Source organism: Streptomyces sp. NPDC048254, assembly GCF_043201895.1.
GTDB lineage: Bacteria > Actinomycetota > Actinomycetes > Streptomycetales > Streptomycetaceae > Streptomyces.
Window position 1 is genome coordinate 42610 of record NZ_JBICZJ010000017.1, and the last position, 17396, is coordinate 60005.

16 protein-coding genes are annotated in these 17396 nt (G+C 71.5%); 8 read left to right on the forward strand and 8 right to left on the reverse strand.

Annotated elements, in window-relative coordinates:
* Positions 1-60: 60 nt before the first annotated feature.
* The 4 genes from ACGFZQ_RS37275 to ACGFZQ_RS37290 are packed head-to-tail and all read left to right on the forward strand — an operon-like array spanning position 61 to position 2987.
* Entirely contained in the window at positions 61-741 is a 681-nt protein-coding gene (locus tag ACGFZQ_RS37275) for an ABC transporter permease (RefSeq protein WP_362571595.1), read from the forward strand.
* Entirely contained in the window at positions 738-1409 is a 672-nt protein-coding gene (locus tag ACGFZQ_RS37280) for an ABC transporter permease (protein ID WP_393844112.1), read from the forward strand. Before ACGFZQ_RS37275 ends, ACGFZQ_RS37280 begins: the two co-directional genes overlap by 4 nt.
* Positions 1406-2347 carry an ABC transporter substrate-binding protein gene (locus ACGFZQ_RS37285; protein ID WP_393844113.1) on the forward strand — a complete coding sequence of 314 codons (942 nt, stop codon included), beginning with the start codon at positions 1406-1408 and terminating at the stop codon, positions 2345-2347. The genes ACGFZQ_RS37280 and ACGFZQ_RS37285 overlap by 4 nt, the downstream gene beginning before the upstream one ends.
* 43 nt (positions 2348-2390) lie before the next feature.
* A complete protein-coding gene (locus ACGFZQ_RS37290; protein ID WP_393844114.1) occupies positions 2391-2987 on the forward strand; it encodes a hypothetical protein in 597 nt (198 codons plus the stop codon).
* Positions 2988-3012: 25 nt separating this feature from the next.
* Here the strand turns inward: ACGFZQ_RS37290 and ACGFZQ_RS37295 are convergent, their stop codons facing one another.
* The 7 genes from ACGFZQ_RS37295 to ACGFZQ_RS37325 form a co-directional block, all read right to left on the reverse strand.
* Positions 3013-4167, reverse strand: coding sequence for an ABC transporter ATP-binding protein (locus ACGFZQ_RS37295; protein WP_382532582.1), 1155 nt, complete (start codon positions 4165-4167; stop codon positions 3013-3015).
* A gap of 56 nt (positions 4168-4223) precedes the next feature.
* Complete coding sequence (locus ACGFZQ_RS37300; RefSeq protein ID WP_393844115.1) at positions 4224-4883, reverse strand: lactate utilization protein C; 660 nt, start codon at positions 4881-4883, stop codon at positions 4224-4226.
* Entirely contained in the window at positions 4880-6358 is a 1479-nt protein-coding gene (locus tag ACGFZQ_RS37305; protein ID WP_393844116.1) for a LutB/LldF family L-lactate oxidation iron-sulfur protein, read from the reverse strand. The genes ACGFZQ_RS37300 and ACGFZQ_RS37305 overlap by 4 nt, the downstream gene beginning before the upstream one ends.
* Positions 6355-7110 carry a (Fe-S)-binding protein gene (locus tag ACGFZQ_RS37310; RefSeq protein WP_393844117.1) on the reverse strand — a complete coding sequence of 252 codons (756 nt, stop codon included), beginning with the start codon at positions 7108-7110 and terminating at the stop codon, positions 6355-6357. Before ACGFZQ_RS37310 ends, ACGFZQ_RS37305 begins: the two co-directional genes overlap by 4 nt.
* A gap of 71 nt (positions 7111-7181) precedes the next feature.
* The gene (locus ACGFZQ_RS37315; RefSeq protein WP_393844118.1) at positions 7182-8627 is read right to left on the reverse strand and encodes a rhamnulokinase family protein; all 1446 of its coding nucleotides are present in this window, start codon (positions 8625-8627) and stop codon (positions 7182-7184) included.
* Positions 8624-10663 carry a bifunctional aldolase/short-chain dehydrogenase gene (locus tag ACGFZQ_RS37320; protein WP_393844119.1) on the reverse strand — a complete coding sequence of 680 codons (2040 nt, stop codon included), beginning with the start codon at positions 10661-10663 and terminating at the stop codon, positions 8624-8626. The genes ACGFZQ_RS37315 and ACGFZQ_RS37320 overlap by 4 nt, the downstream gene beginning before the upstream one ends.
* A gap of 80 nt (positions 10664-10743) precedes the next feature.
* Positions 10744-11439, reverse strand: coding sequence for an alcohol dehydrogenase catalytic domain-containing protein (locus tag ACGFZQ_RS37325; protein ID WP_393844120.1), 696 nt, complete (start codon positions 11437-11439; stop codon positions 10744-10746).
* 149 nt (positions 11440-11588) lie between these two features.
* On the opposite strand from ACGFZQ_RS37325, the gene ACGFZQ_RS37330 reads away from it, so the two are divergent.
* A complete protein-coding gene (locus ACGFZQ_RS37330; RefSeq protein WP_393844121.1) occupies positions 11589-12200 on the forward strand; it encodes a TetR/AcrR family transcriptional regulator in 612 nt (203 codons plus the stop codon).
* 157 nt (positions 12201-12357) lie between these two features.
* Here ACGFZQ_RS37330 and rhaI read toward each other — a convergent pair whose 3' ends face one another.
* Positions 12358-13527 (reverse strand): L-rhamnose isomerase, encoded by a 1170-nt coding sequence (gene rhaI, locus ACGFZQ_RS37335; RefSeq protein WP_351747769.1) that lies wholly within the window; start codon positions 13525-13527, stop codon positions 12358-12360.
* Positions 13528-13784: 257 nt separating this feature from the next.
* On the opposite strand from rhaI, the gene ACGFZQ_RS37340 reads away from it, so the two are divergent.
* From ACGFZQ_RS37340 to ACGFZQ_RS37350, 3 genes are read left to right on the forward strand one after another with little or no spacing between them, the layout of a single operon-like run.
* Positions 13785-15302, forward strand: coding sequence for a sugar ABC transporter ATP-binding protein (locus ACGFZQ_RS37340; protein WP_393844122.1), 1518 nt, complete (start codon positions 13785-13787; stop codon positions 15300-15302).
* A 28-nt stretch (positions 15303-15330) separates the two neighbouring features.
* Complete coding sequence (locus ACGFZQ_RS37345; protein WP_393844123.1) at positions 15331-16404, forward strand: ABC transporter permease; 1074 nt, start codon at positions 15331-15333, stop codon at positions 16402-16404.
* On the forward strand, positions 16397-17374 hold the full coding sequence (locus ACGFZQ_RS37350) for an ABC transporter permease (RefSeq protein WP_393844124.1): 978 nt from the start codon (positions 16397-16399) through the stop codon (positions 17372-17374). The genes ACGFZQ_RS37345 and ACGFZQ_RS37350 overlap by 8 nt, the downstream gene beginning before the upstream one ends.
* The last annotated feature ends 22 nt before the right edge of the window (positions 17375-17396 follow it).

The following is a 17396-nucleotide window of genomic DNA, read 5'->3' on the forward strand; positions in this document are numbered from 1 at the left end:
CCGACCCGGACGGGTCAGCACAACGCGCCGGGCGGGTGGGCCGCCCGATGCAATGGACGCGTGACCGCGCCCCCGAACGACTGCCTCGCGCGCAACGAGTGGATCTGCGGTGCCTATCTCAGCAGCCGTCGGCAGATCCTCCTCGACGCGGTCGGCCAGCACCTCCGGCTCACCGCGGTCTCCGTGCTCATCGGCCTCGTCATCGCCGTTCCGCTGGCCGTGCTGGCCCGCCGCTGGCGCTGGTCGGCCGGGCCCGTCCTCGGCGTCACGACGATCCTCTACACCATCCCCTCCCTGGCGATGTTCTCCCTGCTCCTGCCGGTCTACGGCCTCTCGGCCACCCTCGTCGTCGCCGGGCTGGTGCTCTACTCGCTCACCCTGCTCGTCCGGAACATCCTCGCGGGCCTGCGTGCCGTCCCGGAGGAGACCCGGCAGGCCGCCCGCGGCATGGGCTACGGCCCGATCCGCCTCCTGCTCACCGTCGAACTGCCGCTCGCGCTGCCCGCCGCGATGGCCGGCCTGCGCATCGCCACCGTCTCGGCGGTCTCGCTGGTCACCGTCGGCGCGATCGTCGGCTTCGGCGGGCTCGGCAACCTGATCTACGCCGGCATGAACACCTACTTCAAGGCCCAGGTGCTCACCGCCTCCGTCCTGTGCGTGCTGATCGCCGTCGCCGCCGACCTGCTGCTGCTCGGTGCCCAGCGGCTGCTCACCCCGTGGACCCGGGCGGCCCGCGCATGACGACGCTCGCCGACGCCTGGGACTGGCTCACCGACTCCGCGCACTGGGCCGGCGACGACGGGATCGGGCACCGGCTGCTCCAGCACCTCGTCCTCACCGTCGTCTGCCTCGTCATCAGCTGCGCCATCGCCCTGCCGGTCGCGCTGGTCCTCGGCCACCTCGGCAAGGGCGGCGCACTCGCCGTGAACATCTCCAACGTCGGCCGTGCCGTCCCCACCTTCGCCGTCCTGGTCCTGCTGCTCCTCACCCCGATCGGCCGGTGGGGCGAGGGCCCCACGGTGGTGGCCCTGGTGCTGTTCGCGGTACCGCCGCTGCTCACCAACGCCTACGTCGGGATGCGCGAGGTCGACCGGAGCATCGTGCAGGCGGCGCGCGGTATGGGGATGACCGGGCGACAGATGCTGTTTCATGTGGAACTGCCCCTTTCGCTCCCCTTGGTCCTCAACGGGGTGCGGATCGCCGCCGTCCAGCTCGTGGCCACGGCCACCATCGCCGCGCTGGCGGGCGGGGGAGGGCTGGGGCGGATCATCACCGCCGGATTCAATCTGGCCAGCACGCCCCAGGTGGTCGCCGGGGCGATCCTGGTCGCCGTCTTCGCGCTGCTCGTGGAGGGCGTCTTCGAGGTCGCCGAGCGGCTCGCCCCGGTCTGGGCGCGGGGCTCGCGGTGAGATCCCGTACGGCGGTACCGGCCGCGCTGCTGCTCACTCTCACCGCCTGCACCACCGGCCCCGCCCTGGAGAACCGCGGCGCGGTCACCGCACCCCCGGGCGACAGCCGGCATCTGACCATCGGCTCCGCCGGATTCACCGAGAGCGACCTGCTCGCCCAGATGTACGCGCAACTCCTGGACCAGGCCGGCTACCGGACCTCCCTCATCACCGTGGCCAACCGGGAGATCTACGAACCCGCCCTGGAATCCGGACAGATCGACGTCGTCCCCGAGTACGCGGCCACCTTCGCGGACTGGCTCAACGCCAAGGCCAACGGCCCCGACGCGCCGCCCGTGGGCTCGCCCGACCTCGCCACCACGATGAAGGCGCTGCGCCGCCTCGCCACACCGCGGGGCCTCACGGTCCTGGACCCGGGGCGGGCGGTGGACCAGAACGCCTTCGCGGTCACCGCCGCCTACGCCCGGCAGCACCACCTCAGGACCCTCAGCGACCTGGGCGCCTCGGGGCTGAAGGTGCGGCTCGCGGCAGGTGACGAGTGCGTGCAACGGCCGTACTGCGAACCGGGACTGAAGAAGGTCTACGGCATCGACATCACCGGCGTCGACCCCAAGGGTGTCGGCACCACCCAGGCCAAGCGGGCCGTGCAGAGCGGGCAGGACCAGATGGTGCTGACCACCACCACGGACGCGACCCTCGACCAGTTCGGCCTGGTCCTGCTCGCCGACGACAAGCACCTGCAGAACGCCGATTACATCGTCCCGGCCGTCAACCGGGCACGGGCGGGCAGCGAGCGGGTCACCAAGGCGCTCGGCAGGCTCAACGACGTCCTGACGACGGCCGACCTGGCCGCGATGAACCGGCAGGTCGACAGCTGGCGACGGCTGGCCCAGGACGTGTCCCGCACGTACCTGCGGGACAAGGGCCTGGTGAAGTGAGGGCCGGTGCCCGTTGTCAGCGCCGGGCGGTACGTTCCGGGGCATGGGGATCTATCTGGTGAGTGTCGCCGCGCGGGAGTGGTTCGGTGAGGACGAGGAGGAGGGCGGCAAGGGTGCCGTCGCCTCGGCCCTGAACGAGGAGTTGCGAAGGCGCGGACTCGCGCCGTACGAGTCGGTGCCCGAGGCGGCCGGTCTGGTGCGCGGCTCGGGGCAGTCGTTCGAGGAGAAGCTGGTGCCCGCCATGGACGGGTTCGGCGCGCTGTGCCGGAAACACCTGGCGCCGGGGGAAGCGGAGTTGCTGCTGAGCTGGTCGGTGCTGGTGCCGGTCTCCCTCGACGGGGAGATCCGGCTGCCCCTCGAATCCGCCTACACCGACGAGACGGTGATCGCCGGCGCTCCCGAGGTGCTCGCCCTCGCGGAGCGGCTGGCGGCGGCGATCCGGCTCCCCGTCGACGCGACACCCGAGGCCTGCGACAACCTCGATCTGACGATGTGGTTCCTGGAGGGCCCGGCGGAGGAAGCGGTCGCCGCCCGCCCCGGCCCGTGGGGGAAGGACCTGGACACCGCCTTCTATGTCGCGCTGTACCTGCGGGCCGCCCAGCACTCACTGCGCCGCGGCTGCCCGATGACGTACAGCTGACGAACGCCGGCCGGCGCCCCGCCGGTCAGGCGTCGGAGACCGAGTCGAACGGCACCTGGCCCCGGGAGACGCCGCGCGCGTCCGCGTCCACCGAGCGGCGCAGTGCCTCGTGCAGCTTGGCCGGGGTGAGGACGCCGAGGAAGCGCGAGCCGTCCAGGACCGCGACCCACCCGGCGTCGTACTGGAGCATCACCCCGAACGCCTGCTTCAGCGGGGCGCCGACCGGCACCCACGCGGTCATCCGGTGCGCGAGGTCGCCGACGGTGCCGCCGGCCGCCAACTCGTCCCGGCCCACCCAGCCGTGCAGGTCGCCGTGCGGATCCAGGACCACCGCCCAGCGGGCGCCCTCCGCCCGCAGCCGCGCGGCGGCGCTCTCGGCGGACTCGGCCGGGCGGGCGACCGGCGGCTGCTCCAGGTCGTCCGGCTCGATCTCGGTCACCGACAGCCGCTTCAGCCCGCGGTCCGCGCCCACGAACCCGGCGACGTACGGCGTGGCGGGAGTTCCCAGCACCGCACCCGGCGTGTCGTACTGCTCGACGCGCCCCTGTCCGTACACCGCGATCCGGTCGCCGAGCCGCACCGCCTCCTCGATGTCGTGGGTGACCAGCAGCACCGTCTTGCGCACGGTGGCCTGCATCCTGAGGAACTCGTCCTGCAACTGCTCCCGCACCACCGGGTCGACCGCGCCGAACGGTTCGTCCATCAGCAGCACCGGGGGATCGGCGGCGAGCGCGCGGGCCACGCCGACCCGCTGCCGCTGGCCGCCGGAGAGCTGGTCCGGGTAGCGCGGACCGAACGTCCCCGGGTCCAGGCCCACCAGGTCGAGCAGTTCGGCGGCGCGCTTGCGGGCCCTGGCCCGTTTCCAGCCGAGCAGGGCCGGGACGGTCGCGGTGTTGTCGAGGACCGTGCGGTGCGGGAACAGGCCCACCTGCTGGATGACATAGCCGATCCGGCGGCGCAGCTGAACGGGGTCGACCTGGGCGATGTCCTCGCCGTCGACGAGGATCCGGCCGGAGGTCGGTTCGATGAGCCGGTTGACCATCATCATCGTGGTGGTCTTGCCGCAGCCGGACGGGCCCACGAGTGTGACGAGTTCGCCCTCCGCCACCTCGAAGGAGAGGCCGTCCACGGCGGTCGTGCCGTCCGGATACCGCTTGCTGACCTGCTCGAACCGGATCATTCCCTCACGCTAGCCGCGCCCCTTCCGGACCGCGCGCCGAAGCGGCGGCGGCACACCTACGAAGTGACCTCCGCGCTCGGCCGACCGCCGCCGACCAGCACCACCTCCAGGGTGCGGGGACCGTGCACCCCCTCGACCCGGTCCAGCTCGATGTCGCTGGTCGCGGACGGCCCGGAGATCCAGGTCAACGGGCGGGCCGGGTCGAGGCGTTCCAGAGCCTGGGGCACGGACGACACGACCTGGCCGGGGACCCGCACCACACAGATGTGATGGTCCGGGACGAGCGTGATACGGCGGCGGCCCTGGTCCGGGCCGCCGTCCAGCACGATCGTCCCGGTCTCGGCGATCGCCACCGCACACCCGGTGACCACACTGCCGACCCCGTCGAGCTGGTGCGGTGTGCTCTCGGCGAGGTCCGGGAACACCTCGGCTTCGGCCGCCGAGAGCCACTCCGGGTCCAGCCCCGCCGGCACGACCACCGTCCCGGCTCCGCGCTCGGCGACCAACCGGCCGATCAGCGCGCCCAGTTCACCTTCCGTGCACCGATGCACGAGCGCTCGGTAGTCCGCCAGGTTCTCGGCGAGCAGCTCCACCGTCTCCGCGACGCTCCGCTCCCCGTGCTCACGCAGATACCCCCGCTCGACCGGCGCGTCCTCGCCCGGCACATCGGCCAGCGCGCGCCGCACCCGGCCCAGGATCCGTTCCCTGCTGCTCACTTCGCACCGCCCTTTCCGCCGTTGGTCCGCTGCCACCAGTCCCGGAACGGCTCCGGCGGCACGGCCGGCAGATCCCGGGTTTCGCTCCACGCTCTGCCGGGGCCGGGCAGCGTACGGGGGTGGAGGCGGCGGCTGCGGGAGGCGAGCCGCTGGCCGGTGCGCAGGGCGGCCGGGTGCGAGAACGCCCAGCGGGCCGCCCGCATCGCCGCCCGCTCGGCCGCATGCCCCTTGGCCGGCTTGAGCAGCACCTTGTTGCCGTTGCGGACCGCCTCGCCGCCCTCCACGACCCGCTCCCGCAGATGCACCAGCACCTCAGGGATGTCGATGGCGACCGGGCACACCTCGTAGCAGGCCCCGCACAGCGACGAGGCGTACGGCAGCGAGGCGTCGATCTCGCTCGCCGTCCCCCGCAGCTGCGGGCTGAGGATCGCGCCGATGGGGCCCGGGTAGACCGAGCCGTAGGCGTGCCCGCCCGCCCGCTCGTACACCGGGCAGACGTTGAGGCAGGCCGAGCAGCGGATGCAGCGCAGCGCCTGGCGGCCGACCTCGTCGGCGAGGGTGTCGGTGCGGCCGTTGTCGAGGAGCACCAGGTGGAAGGTCCGCGGTCCGTCGCCGTCCGTGGTGCCGGTCCATGTCGAGGTGTAGGGGTTCATGCGCTCGGCGGTGGAGGAGCGGGGGAGGGTCTGCAGGAAGACCTCCAGGTCCTGCCAGGTCGGCACGATCTTCTCGATGCCGACGACCGAGATCAGCGTCTCGGGCAGGGTGAGGCACATCCGGCCGTTGCCCTCGGACTCGACCACGACCAGGGTGCCGGTCTCGGCGACCATGAAGTTGGCGCCGGAGATGCCGACCTTGGCGCGCAGGAACTTCTCGCGGAGATGGAGCCGGGCCGCCTCGGCGAGTTCGGCCGGGGTGTCGGTGAGGCCCTCGGGCGCGGGGCGCCCCCACTCGCTCATCTCGCGCCGGAAGATGTCGCGGATCTCCCCCCGGTTCCGGTGGATCGCCGGGACCAGGATGTGCGAGGGCCGGTCCTTGCCCAGCTGCACGATCAGTTCGGCGAGATCGGTCTCGTAGGCCCGGATGCCCTCGGCCTCCAGAGCCTCGTTCAGCCCGATCTCCTGGGTGGCCATCGACTTGACCTTGACGACCTCCGACTCACCGGTCTCCTTGACCAGGTCGGCCACGATCCGGTTGGCCTCGTCGGCGTCCGTCGCCCAGTGGACCGTACCGCCGGCCGCCGTCACCGCCTCCTCCAACTGGACCAGATAGCGGTCGAGATGACGGAGTGTGTGGTCCTTGATCTGTTTTCCGGCCTCCCGCAGCGCGGCCCAGTCGGACACCTCGGCGACCGCCTTGGCGCGCTTGGCGCGGATGGTGTGCGTGGCGTGGCGCAGATTCCCGCGCAACGTCGGGTTGTTGACGGCTTCGTGCGCGGCCTTCGGAAAGGCCGGCATTCCCACGAACGTTCCGCTCATACGGCCGGCTCCTCCTCCGTGCTCGCCAGGATCTCCGCGATGTGCACCGGCCGCATGCCGGTGCCGAGCCGGGTCATGGTGCCGCCGATGTGCATCAGGCAGGAGTTGTCGGCCGCGCACAGCACCGCCGCGCCCGTCGACTCGGCGTTGCGCACCTTGTCGGCCCCCATCGCCGCCGAGACGTCGGCGTTCTTGACCGCGAAGGTGCCGCCGAACCCGCAGCACTCCTCCGCCCCCGGCAACTCCGCCAGTTCCAGCCCCTTCACGGCCTGGAGCAGCCGGCGCGGCCGCTCGCCGAGCCCCAGACTCCGCAGCCCGTGACAGGTCGGGTGATAGGTCACCGTGTGCGGGTAGTAGGCCCCCACGTCCGTCACCCCGAGCACGTCCACCAGGAACTCGGTCAGCTCGTACGTCTTCGGTACCACCGGCGCCAGCGCGATCCCGAGACCGCTCCCGCGCCCTTCCGCCCGGGCCCGCTCGCCCATCCTCGGATACAGCTCCCGCACCATCGCCCCGCACGAGCCGGACGGCGTCACGATCGCCTCGTACTCCCCGAAGACATCGGAGAAATGCCGGGCCAGCGGTTCCGCCTCATGGCGGTACCCGGTGTTGTAGTGGGCCTGCCCGCAGCAGGTCTGGGCCATCGGGAAGTCGACCTCGACGCCCAGCCTGGTCAGGAGTTTCACCACGGCACGGCCCGTGTCCGGATAGAGCGTGTCGTTGACACAGGTCAGGAACAGGGCGACACGCATCGCGGCTCCTAGAGATCGATCATCCGATGAGTGCAGGGTAATGGGCCGGTGCGATCCGCGGGAGCCCCGGTTCACCTGGTGGCGAGTCGTGCCTCGGCCGCCGCCCAGCTGGCGGTGTCGCCGCGCGGCGCGTACCGGGTGAGCGGCTGGGTACGGGTGACCAGCCGCCGGATGTCGGCGAGGTCGCCGACGAGACCGTGCGCACGGGCCTGGACCAGCACGTTCCCGAGGGCCGCGGCCTCCGTCGGACCCGCCACCACCGGCAGCCCGCAGGCGTCGGCGGTGAGCTGGCAGAGCAGCGCGTTGCGGGTGCCACCGCCCACCACGTACACCGAGTCCACCGGGTGATCGGCGAGCCGCTGTGCGTCGGTGACGGCCCGCCGGTGGGCGAGCGCCAGGGAGTCGAGAACGCACCGGGTGATCTCGCCGGGAGTCCGCGGCACCGGCTGCCCGGACGCCCGGCACGCCTCGGCGATCCGCTCCGGCATCCGGCCGGGGGCCAGGAACTGCGCGTCCCCCGCGTCCACCACCGAACGCAGCGCCGGCACGCCGGCCGCCTCCCGCAGCAGCCCGCCCAGATCCGGGTCGCCCCAGGCCCGTACGGACTCCTGGAGCAGCCACAGCCCCATGATGTTGCGCAGATACCGGACCGTGCCGTCCAGCCCCAGCTCGTTGGTGAAGTTGGCGGCCCGGCTCTCCTCGGTCAGTACGGGCGCGGCCAGTTCGAGCCCGGCCAGCGACCAGGTGCCGGTGCAGATGTAGGCGAACCGCTCACCGACCGCGGGTACGGCGGCCACCGCGGAGGCGGTGTCGTGCGAGCCGACGGCGGTCACCGGCACCGGCCCGGCCAGCCCGGTCTCCTCAAGGACCTCGGGCCGCAACACTCCGGCCGGGTCCCCGGGCCGCCGCAGCGGCGCGAACAACCCGAGGTCGATCCCCGCCCGCTCCGCCACCTCGTACGACCAGTCGCGCGTCCGGGGATCGATCAGCTGGGTGGTGGAGGCGTTGGTCAGCTCGGTGCCCTGCTCGCCGGTCAGCCAGTACGACAGCAGGTCCGGGATGAGCAACAGCCGCTCGGCACGGGCGAACTGGGCACTCGAACGCTCCGCCACCAGCTGGTAGAGGGTGTTGAAGGGCGCGTACTGGAGCCCGGTGCGGGCGTACAGCTCCGCCGCCGGCAGGGTCGCCCACACCTTCTCGGCGATCCCCTCCGTGCGGGCGTCCCGGTAGTGCACCGGGTTGCCGAGCAGTGACCCGTCGGCGTCCAGCAGCCCGTAGTCCACGGCCCAGCTGTCGAGCCCGACGGAGTCCACCCGCCCGGCCGCCCTGAGCCCTTCCAACACCCCGGCGTACAGGGCGAGTACGTCCCAGCGCAGCCCCTCCGGCACCCGCACCGGCCGGTTCGCGAACCGGTGCGCCTCGGCCAGCTCCAGCGAGTCGCGCCCGACGCGGCCGACCATGACCCGCCCACTGGACGCGCCGAGGTCGACCGCGGCATAGGACCTGGGGCCGGTCATCGCAGGAACGCGGCCGCCACACCCGCGTCCACGGGCACATGCAGCCCGGTGGTGTGGGTGAGCTCCCCGCCCGTCAGCGCGAACACGGCGTTCGCCACGTGCTCGGGCAGCACCTCACGCTTGAGGATGGTCCGCTGCGCGTAGAACTCGCCCAGCTTCGCCTCCTCCACGCCGTACACGGCGGCCCGCTGCGCCCCCCACCCACCGGCGAAGATCCCCGACCCCCGCACCACACCGTCGGGGTTCACCCCGTTGACCCGGATCCCGTACTCGCCCAACTCGGCTGCCAGCAGCCGCACCTGGTGGGCCTGGTCGGCCTTGGTGGCCGAGTAGGCGATGTTGTTGGGCCCGGCGAACACGGCGTTCTTGGAGGCGATATAGACGATGTCACCGCCGAGCCCCTGGGCGATCATCACCCGGGCCGCCTCCCGCGACACCAGGAACGAACCCCGGGCCATGATGTCGTGCTGGAGGTCCCAGTCCTTCGCCGAAGTCTCCAGCAGGGGCTTGGAGATGGAGATCCCCGCGTTGTTGACGACGAGGTCGACCCCGCCGAAGGCCAGCACGGCGGCCCGGGAGGCGGCGGCGATCTGCTCCTCGTCCGTCACGTCGACGGTGACGGCGACGGCCCGGTCGGACCCGCCGAGCTCCTCCGCGACGGCGGCGGCACCCTCGGCGTTGAGATCGGCCACGACGACACAGGCCCCCTCGGCGGCGAGCCGGTGCGCGATCGCCCTGCCGATCCCGCTGCCGGCCCCCGTCACCAGCGCCACCCGGGTCGCCAGGGTCTTGGGCCTCGGCATCCGCCGGAGCTTGGCCTCCTCCAGCGCCCAGTACTCGATCCGGAACTTCTCCGACTCCTCGATCGGCGCGTAGGCCGACACCGCCTCGGCCCCGCGCATCACATTGATCGCGTTGACATAGAACTCGCCCGCGACCCGGGCCGTCTGCTTGTCCTTCCCGAAGCTGAACATGCCGACGCCGGGCACCAGCACGATCGCCGGGTCGGCACCGCGCATGGCGGGGGAGTCGGGCAGGGCGTGCCGCCGGTAGTAGGCGGCGTACTCCTCGCGGTACGCCGCGTGCAGCTCCTTGAGCCGGGCGACGGCCTCGTCGAGGGGCGCGGTCGGTGGCAGGTCGAGGACGAGCGGCCGTACCTTGGTCCGCAGGAAGTGGTCCGGGCACGACGTCCCCAGCGCCGCGAGCCGCGGATGTTCGGCCCGGGCCAGGAAGTCGAGGACCACGTCGGTGTCGGTGAAGTGCCCGACCTGAGCCCGGTCCTGGGAGGCGGCGGCACGGACGTACGGCGCGATGGCGGCGGCCCGCTCCCGTCGTTCGGCCTCCGGCAGCGGACCGTACCCCTCGACGACGGGCCCGAAGGGCTCCGCCCTGCCGCGCTCGGCGAGGAAGGCCTCGGCGGTGCGGATGATGTGCAGCGAGTTCCGCTCGCACTCCTCGGAGGTGCTACCCCAGGCGGTGATCCCGTGCCCGCCGAGGACGCACCCGACGGCCTGCGGGTTGGCGGCCTTGACGGCCGCGATGTCCAGCCCCAGCTGGAACCCGGGCCGCCGCCACGGCACCCACACCACCGAGTCCCCGAAACACTCGGCGGTCAGCTTCTCCCCGTCGGCGGCACAGGCCAGCGCGATCCCGGAGTCCGGGTGCAGATGATCGACATGCGGGGCGTCGACCAGTCCGTGCATGGCCGTGTCGATGGAGGGAGCAGCCCCGCCCTTGCCGTGCAGGCAGTAGTCGAAGGCACCGACCATCTCGTCCTCGCGCTCGACGCCCGGATAGACACCGGCGAGCGCCCGGAGCCGGTCGATCCGCAGCACGGCGAGCCCCGATTCGGTGAGGGTGCCGAGGTCCCCACCGGACCCCTTCACCCACATCAGCTCGACATCACCACCGGTGACGGGATCGGTGGCGGTGCCCTTGGCGGAGGCGTTCCCGCCGGCGTAGTTGGTGTTACGGGGATCAGCGCCGAGCCGATGGGAGCGGTCGAGGAGAGCGGCGGCTTCGGGGTGGACGGTCATGGGGCTTCCTAGTGGGTCGCGTGAACTTGAATCGTTTCAGACCATGTCCCGGGGAACTTATCCGCAGCGCTCTGGCGACGTCAAGACGTCTGTGCGCCCGCGGCTGGGTCGACTCGTGATGGAGGGGTGCTCCGCGTCGGCACCCTTGATGAGGGGCGCGTCGGCCCTTGTGAAATCGTGAAACGATTCATCGCCGGGTCGTGCACCCCGCGCCTTCCGTCGGCCACCGCCCGGGGTGCGCCCCTGTCGCCGGGAAGCGGGTCGTCCGCTTCGGCTTCTGCCCGGCCCCTTGCCGGACCCGGCATGCGGACCGTCGGCCGCCAGGATCTCGAGCGCGTCTTCTGACGGATGTCCGGCACCACCTCGCTGGGCAGGCCGGAGACCACGACCCGGGTGATGGCCTCGGTCAGCAGCAGGAACTCGCCGAACCCGCCGGGGGCGTCCGGGTTCTGCCCGATGATCCTGCGCCCCACCGCGGTGGACAGCACCGGCAGCGAACTCACCCGGGTACCGACGGGGATACGGCGTTCGGTGCCGGGGCCGTAGCCGACCACCTCGGCGCAGTGCTCGTGGCCCATGACGATGTCGACGTCCTGGTCGTACGTCGACATCCCGCTGTCGTCGTCGGCGCCCGCCTCCGGATGGTCCATGAAGTGCAGGTCCGAGGCGCAGATCCCGCACGCGAGCGACCGGACCAGGAGCTGGCCCGGTCCGGGAACCGGGTCGTCGACGATCCGCGTCTCGACCGTCCCGCCTCGCAGCACAGCAGCCCGCATCGGCTTCTCCACTTCGCGAACCGAGGGCACGTCCCCGACCGGGGCCCGTCCGCCAGGGGACTCTGGCGACGCGTGGCCAGTTACAGAAGACCGTCTCCTGAAATTGCGGGTGCGGACCGGGAGCGCACCAGGTCACTACGATGGCCGGCATGACCGAGTCTCGCCGTCGCCCGGGCCGTCCACGGGACACCAGCATCGACGAACGGGCTCTCGCGGCCACGCGCGAACTACTCGTCGGGCGAGGCTTCGAGGCGACGACGATCCAGGCCGTCGCCGAGCACTCGGGTGTGCACGCGTCCGCCCTCTACCGGCGCTGGCCGTCCAGGATCGAACTGATCGAGGAAGCCACGTTCCCCGGGCTCAGTCCACTGGGCGTCCGGCCGGCGGGAGACCTTCGCGGCGACGTCCGCCGGTTCATCCGCGCCTATCTGGCCGCCTTCAACGCGCCGGCGGCACGAGCGGCCGCGGCCGGCCTCCTCGCGTACCACCAGACGTCGCGGCGCCCCCGTCCGCCTGAGCTGGATCTGCGGGTGTCGGCCCGGCCGCAGTTCGAGGAGATCCTGCGTGCCGCACCGCCCGGCAGCGTCGACCCCGCCGTGGACCCGGACGACGTCTTCGACATGCTTCTGGGCGCCGTTCTGGCCCGCACACTCCTGCTCAACGTCACCACGCGGCAGCGTCCCGCGGAGCGCACCGTGGACATGGTGCTCCGGCTGCTCCGCCCCCGCGGCACCGGAGGGGCCGCCGCGCCGGACGCGTGACCGGGTGCTCGACAGCGGCATCGGCCCTGGCGACGCCTCGGGGCGCCGTCGCGGACCGGCGCCGAGTGCGCGTCGCCCCGTTCCCCGGTGGTGACCAACTTCGCGTCGACGGCCGGCCGTTCGAGGCCGGTCCGGGCCACCGCAGCTTCCGGCGGCCCTACGCCCCCCAGCCGGCCTGCTGTCCGCCGACGCGTTCGGCGACGATCTTCTCGGCCCATCCGGACCGGGCGTAGGCGGCGAGGGGATCGGGGTCCAACCCCGTTTCCTCGCGTACTTCGCGCAGCAGCGGTCGTACGTCCGTGTTGTAGGCGTCCATGAGCACCGCGTTGGCCCCCAGGACGTCCCCGGAGAGCTGCGCCTGCCTCAAGGCCTCCCGGTCCACCAGCAACGCCTTGGCCGTGGCCTCCTGCACGTTCATCACCGACCGGATGATCGCCGGGATCTTCGCCTCGATGTTGTGACACTGGTCGAGCATGAAGGCCACCTCGGAGGCGAACCCACCCCCGCCCACGACCTCGCACATGATCCGGAACAGCTGGAACGGATCCGCGGCACCCACCATGAGGTCGTCGTCCGCGTAGAACCGCGAGTTGAAGTCGAAGCCCCCGAGCCTGCCCTCCCGCAGCAGCGTGGCGACGATGAACTCGATGTTGGTACCCGGCGCGTGATGCCCGGTGTCGACCACGACCTGCGCCTGCGGCCCCAGCTTCAGACAGTGGGCGTAGGCCGTACCCCAGTCCGGCACGTCGGTCGTGTAGAAGGACGGCTCGAACAGCTTGTACTCCAGCAGCATCCGCTGCCCCTCGCCCAGCCGCGCGTACACCTCGGCCAGCCCCTCCGCGAGCCGGTCCTGGCGCGCCCGGATGTCGTCCTGCCCGGGGTAGTTGGTGCCGTCCGCGAACCAGAGCTTCAGGTCGCGGGACCCCGTCGCGTCCATGATGTCGACGCACTCCAGCAGATGACCGACGGCCTTGCGGCGCACCGCCGCGTCCGGATGGCAGATGCTGCCCAGCCTGTAGTCGTCGTCCTGGAAGGTGTTGGAGTTGATCGCCCCCAGCTTCAGACCCTGCTTCTCGGCGTACCCGGCCAGGTCCGCGTATCCATCGGAGCCGTCCACCTTGTCCCAGGGGATGTGCAACGCCACCGTCGGCGCGGCCCCGGTCACCGCGTGGACCTGCGCCGCGTCGTCCAGCTTCTCCTTCACCGAGCGCGGCACGCCCTGCTGGGCGAACACCTTGAAGCGGGTCCCCGAGTTTCCGTACGCCCATGACGGCGTCTCGACGGCCTGGGTCTTCAGCGCGGCCTTCACCGCGGCGAGGTCGGTCACTTCGGGGCTCCTGGGGGTATGAACTGTGAAACGATTCAGAACGGCAAAGTATGAGCCCTCCGAAGGGGTGTCAAGCACTCCGGCCAACCAGGTTTTCCGTGACTCCGCCGTGACCTTTGGCTATCGAAATTTTTTCGATACGGACCCATTGACGTGACATGCCCCTGGTGCCTACGGTCCCGGCAATCCAGTTGAAACCTTTCACGACGCCGTGGAGCCGGGGCCGACCGTCTCGCCGGTGTCGTCGAGGAGCCCCCATGACCCACCCGTCCGACACGGGACCGGCCCCGGTGCTGGCGCTGAAGGGCGTCTCCAAGTCCTTCGGTGCCGTCCGCGCCCTGCGGGACGTCTCCCTGGTGCTGTTCCCCGGCGAGGTGCACGCCCTCGCCGGGGAGAACGGCGCGGGCAAGTCGACGCTGATCAAGACCCTCGCCGGGGTGCACCGACCGGACGCCGGTCAGGTGCTGCTCGACGGCGAGCCCGTCGTCTTCCACGGCCCCGGCGACGCCCGCGACGCCGGAATCGCCGTGATCTACCAGGAACCCACGCTCTTCCCCGACCTGTCGATCGCCGAGAACATCTTCATGGGCCGTCAGCCCCGGCGGGCGCTGGGCCGGATCGACCACAAGGCCACCCGCGCGGCCACGGCCGCCCTGATGAAACGGCTCGGCGTCGCCCTCGACCCCGACCGACCGGCCCGCGGCCTGTCCATCGCGGACCAGCAGATCGTGGAGATCGCCAAGGCGCTCTCCTTCGATGCCCGGGTCCTGATCATGGACGAGCCGACGGCGGCCCTGACCGGCAGTGAGGTCGCCCGCCTCTTCGGTGTCGTCCGCACCCTGCGCGACCAGGGCGCCGCCGTGCTGTTCATCTCGCACCGCCTGGAGGAGATCTTCCGGATCTGCCGCCGGGTCACCACCCTCCGGGACGGAGCCTGGATCGCCAGCGAGCCCGTCGACGGCATGACCGAGGACGACCTGGTCCGCCGGATGGTCGGCCGCGACCTGGACGAGCTGTACCCCAAACAGGACCTGCCGACGGGTGAAGTCGCCCTCTCCGTAAGGCGGTTGACCCGGGAGGGCGTCTTCACCGACGTCTCCTTCGAGGTGCGCTCCGGCGAGATCGTCGGCCTCGCCGGACTGGTCGGCGCCGGCCGGACCGAGGTCGCGCGGGCCGTGTTCGGCGTCGACCGCTGGGACGCGGGGGAGGTGGAGGTGCGGGGTCGCAAGCTCACCAACGGCGCGCCCTCCACGGCGATGGCTGCCGGACTCGCCCTCGTCCCCGAGGACCGGCGCGCCCAGGGCCTGGTGATGGACATGTCCATCGAGCGCAACATCGGCCTGACCGGACTGTGGACGACCGTCAGGGCCGGCCTGATGGACCGGGGCGCCGAGCGCAGCCGCTCCCTCGACTGGGCGGTGAAGCTCCAGGTGAAGTACGCCCGGATCGCCGACGCGGTCTCGACCCTGTCCGGCGGTAACCAGCAGAAGGTGGTCCTCGCCAAATGGCTGGCGACCGGACCGAAGGTGCTGATCGTCGACGAGCCGACCCGGGGCATCGACGTCGGCACCAAGGCGGAAGTCCACCGCCTCCTCGGCGAGTTGGCCGCCGACGGGGTCGCCGTCCTGATGATCTCCTCCGACCTGCCCGAGATCCTCGGCATGGCCGACCGCGTGCTGGTGATGCACGAGGGCCGGATCACCGCCGAGATCCCGCGCTCCGACGCGACCGAGGAAACCGTGATGGCCGCAGCGACCGGGAGGGCCGCCGCATGACGACCACCGCCGTGGGGAGGGCCGCCGCATGACGGTGACCACCTCCGAACAGACCTCCGTCGCCGAGGCGCCCGAGTCCAGCGGGACCCGGCTCGTCGACCGGGTCTTCAAGATGCGCGAACTCGCCATCCTGGTCGTCTTCCTGGTGATGATCGCCGTCACCCAGGCAGGCAACAGCGAGTTCCTCTCCGAGCAGGGCATAAAGGACCTGCTGCTCAACGCCACCATCCTGGTGCTGGTCGCCACCGGCCAGTCCCTGGTGGTGATCACGAGGAACGTCGACCTGTCCGTCGGCTCCACGCTCGGCATCACCGCCTTCGCCGCCGGCGACTATCTGCACGGCGGTGGCAGCACGGTCGTCGCCATCGTGCTGGCCGTGCTGCTCGGCATCGGCTGCGGACTGCTCAACGGCCTTCTCGTCAGCCTCGGCCAGGTGCCCGCGCTGGTCGTCACCCTCGGCACGCTGTACATCATCCGGGGCGTCGACTCCATCTGGGTCGGCTCCCGGCAGATCACGGCCGCCGATCTCCCCGGCGGGTTCAACGACTTCGGCTCGGGCGGGCTGTCGGCCCTCCCCTGGCTCGCGCTCATCGCCCTCGCGGTCCTGGTCGCCACCGCCTACTACCTCAGACACTTCGGCAGCGGACGGGAGTTGTACGCCCTCGGGTCCAACCCGGAGGCCGCCCGGCTGGCCGGTATCCCGGTGCGCAAGCGGATCCTCACCGCGTACACCTTCTGCGGCGGACTCGCCGGGCTGGCCGGGGCCATGTACCTGGCACGCTTCGGCAACGTCGACTCCGGCACCGGCAACGGCTTCGAACTCACCGTCGTGAGCGCCGTGGTGGTGGGCGGGGTGGTCTTCACGGGCGGCTCCGGGAGCGTGTACGGCGCCGCGCTCGGCGCGCTGCTGCTGACCTCCGTGAACAGCGTGCTGCCGGCCCTCGGGGTCAGCTCGGTGTGGGTCCTCGCCATCAACGGCTTCCTGTTGCTGCTCGCCATCGCCGTCGACCGGGTCGTGGCGCTGCGGGTGGCGGCCGCGCTGAAGAAGAAGTCGGCCCTCAAGAGGACCGCGACCAGCAAGGAGAGCACCAGCCATGCCTGAGTCCTTGACGCGTGCGATTCGCTGGGACACCGTCGTCGGCGCCCTGCTGGTCGTGCTGCTGCTGTTCTCCTTCGGCTTCGTGGACGGCTTCGGCAACTCGCTCAACCTGTCGTTCCTGATCGGCAACACCCTTCCGATCGCCCTGGTCGCGCTGCCGATGACCCTGCTGGTCGTCGCCGGGGAGATCGACCTGTCGGTCGCCTCGACCGCCGGGCTCTCGGGCGCGGTCATGGGCAGGCTCTGGAACGAGGGCATGGCGATCGAGACGATCATCCCGCTGTGCCTGCTGCTGGGGGTCGTCTGCGGGCTGGTCAACGGGTTGTTGGTGACCCGGCTGGGCCTGCCGTCGCTGGCCGTCACCATCGGCACGCTCGCGGCCTACCGGGGCATCGCGCAGATCGTGCTCGGCTCGGACGCGGTCACCGACTTCCCCACGCAGTACCTCGACTTCGCGGCCGGGCGGCTCGGCAGCACGTTCCTGCCGCGGGCCTTCCTGCCGTTCCTGGTGCTGCTCCTGATCGCGGTGGTGGTGCTGCACGCCACGCCGTTCGGGCGGTCGCTGTTCGCGGTCGGGGCGAGCGAGGAGGCGGCGCGGTTCGCCGGGATCCGGGTGAAGCGGAACAAACTGATCCTGTTCGTCGCCACCGGGTTGATGGCGTCCCTGACCGGGATCTTCTGGGCGTTGCACTACGCGAGCGCGCGGTACGACAACGCGACGGGGCTCGAACTGAGCGTCGTTGCCGCGGTGTTGCTCGGCGGTATCGACTTCGACGGGGGCCGGGGCACGCTGGGCGGTGCGATCGCCGGGGTGTTCCTGCTCGGGGCGTTGCAGAACGTGATGAGCCTGCTGAATGTGTCCGCGCAGTCTCAGATTGTTGTGACCGGTGTGCTGCTGGTCGTCTCGGTGCTTGGGCCTCGGGTTGCCCGGCAGATCTCGTTGGCTCGGCACAGAGCGGCGAAGACCGTCTGATCACTGCGGGCCGTGTGTGGCT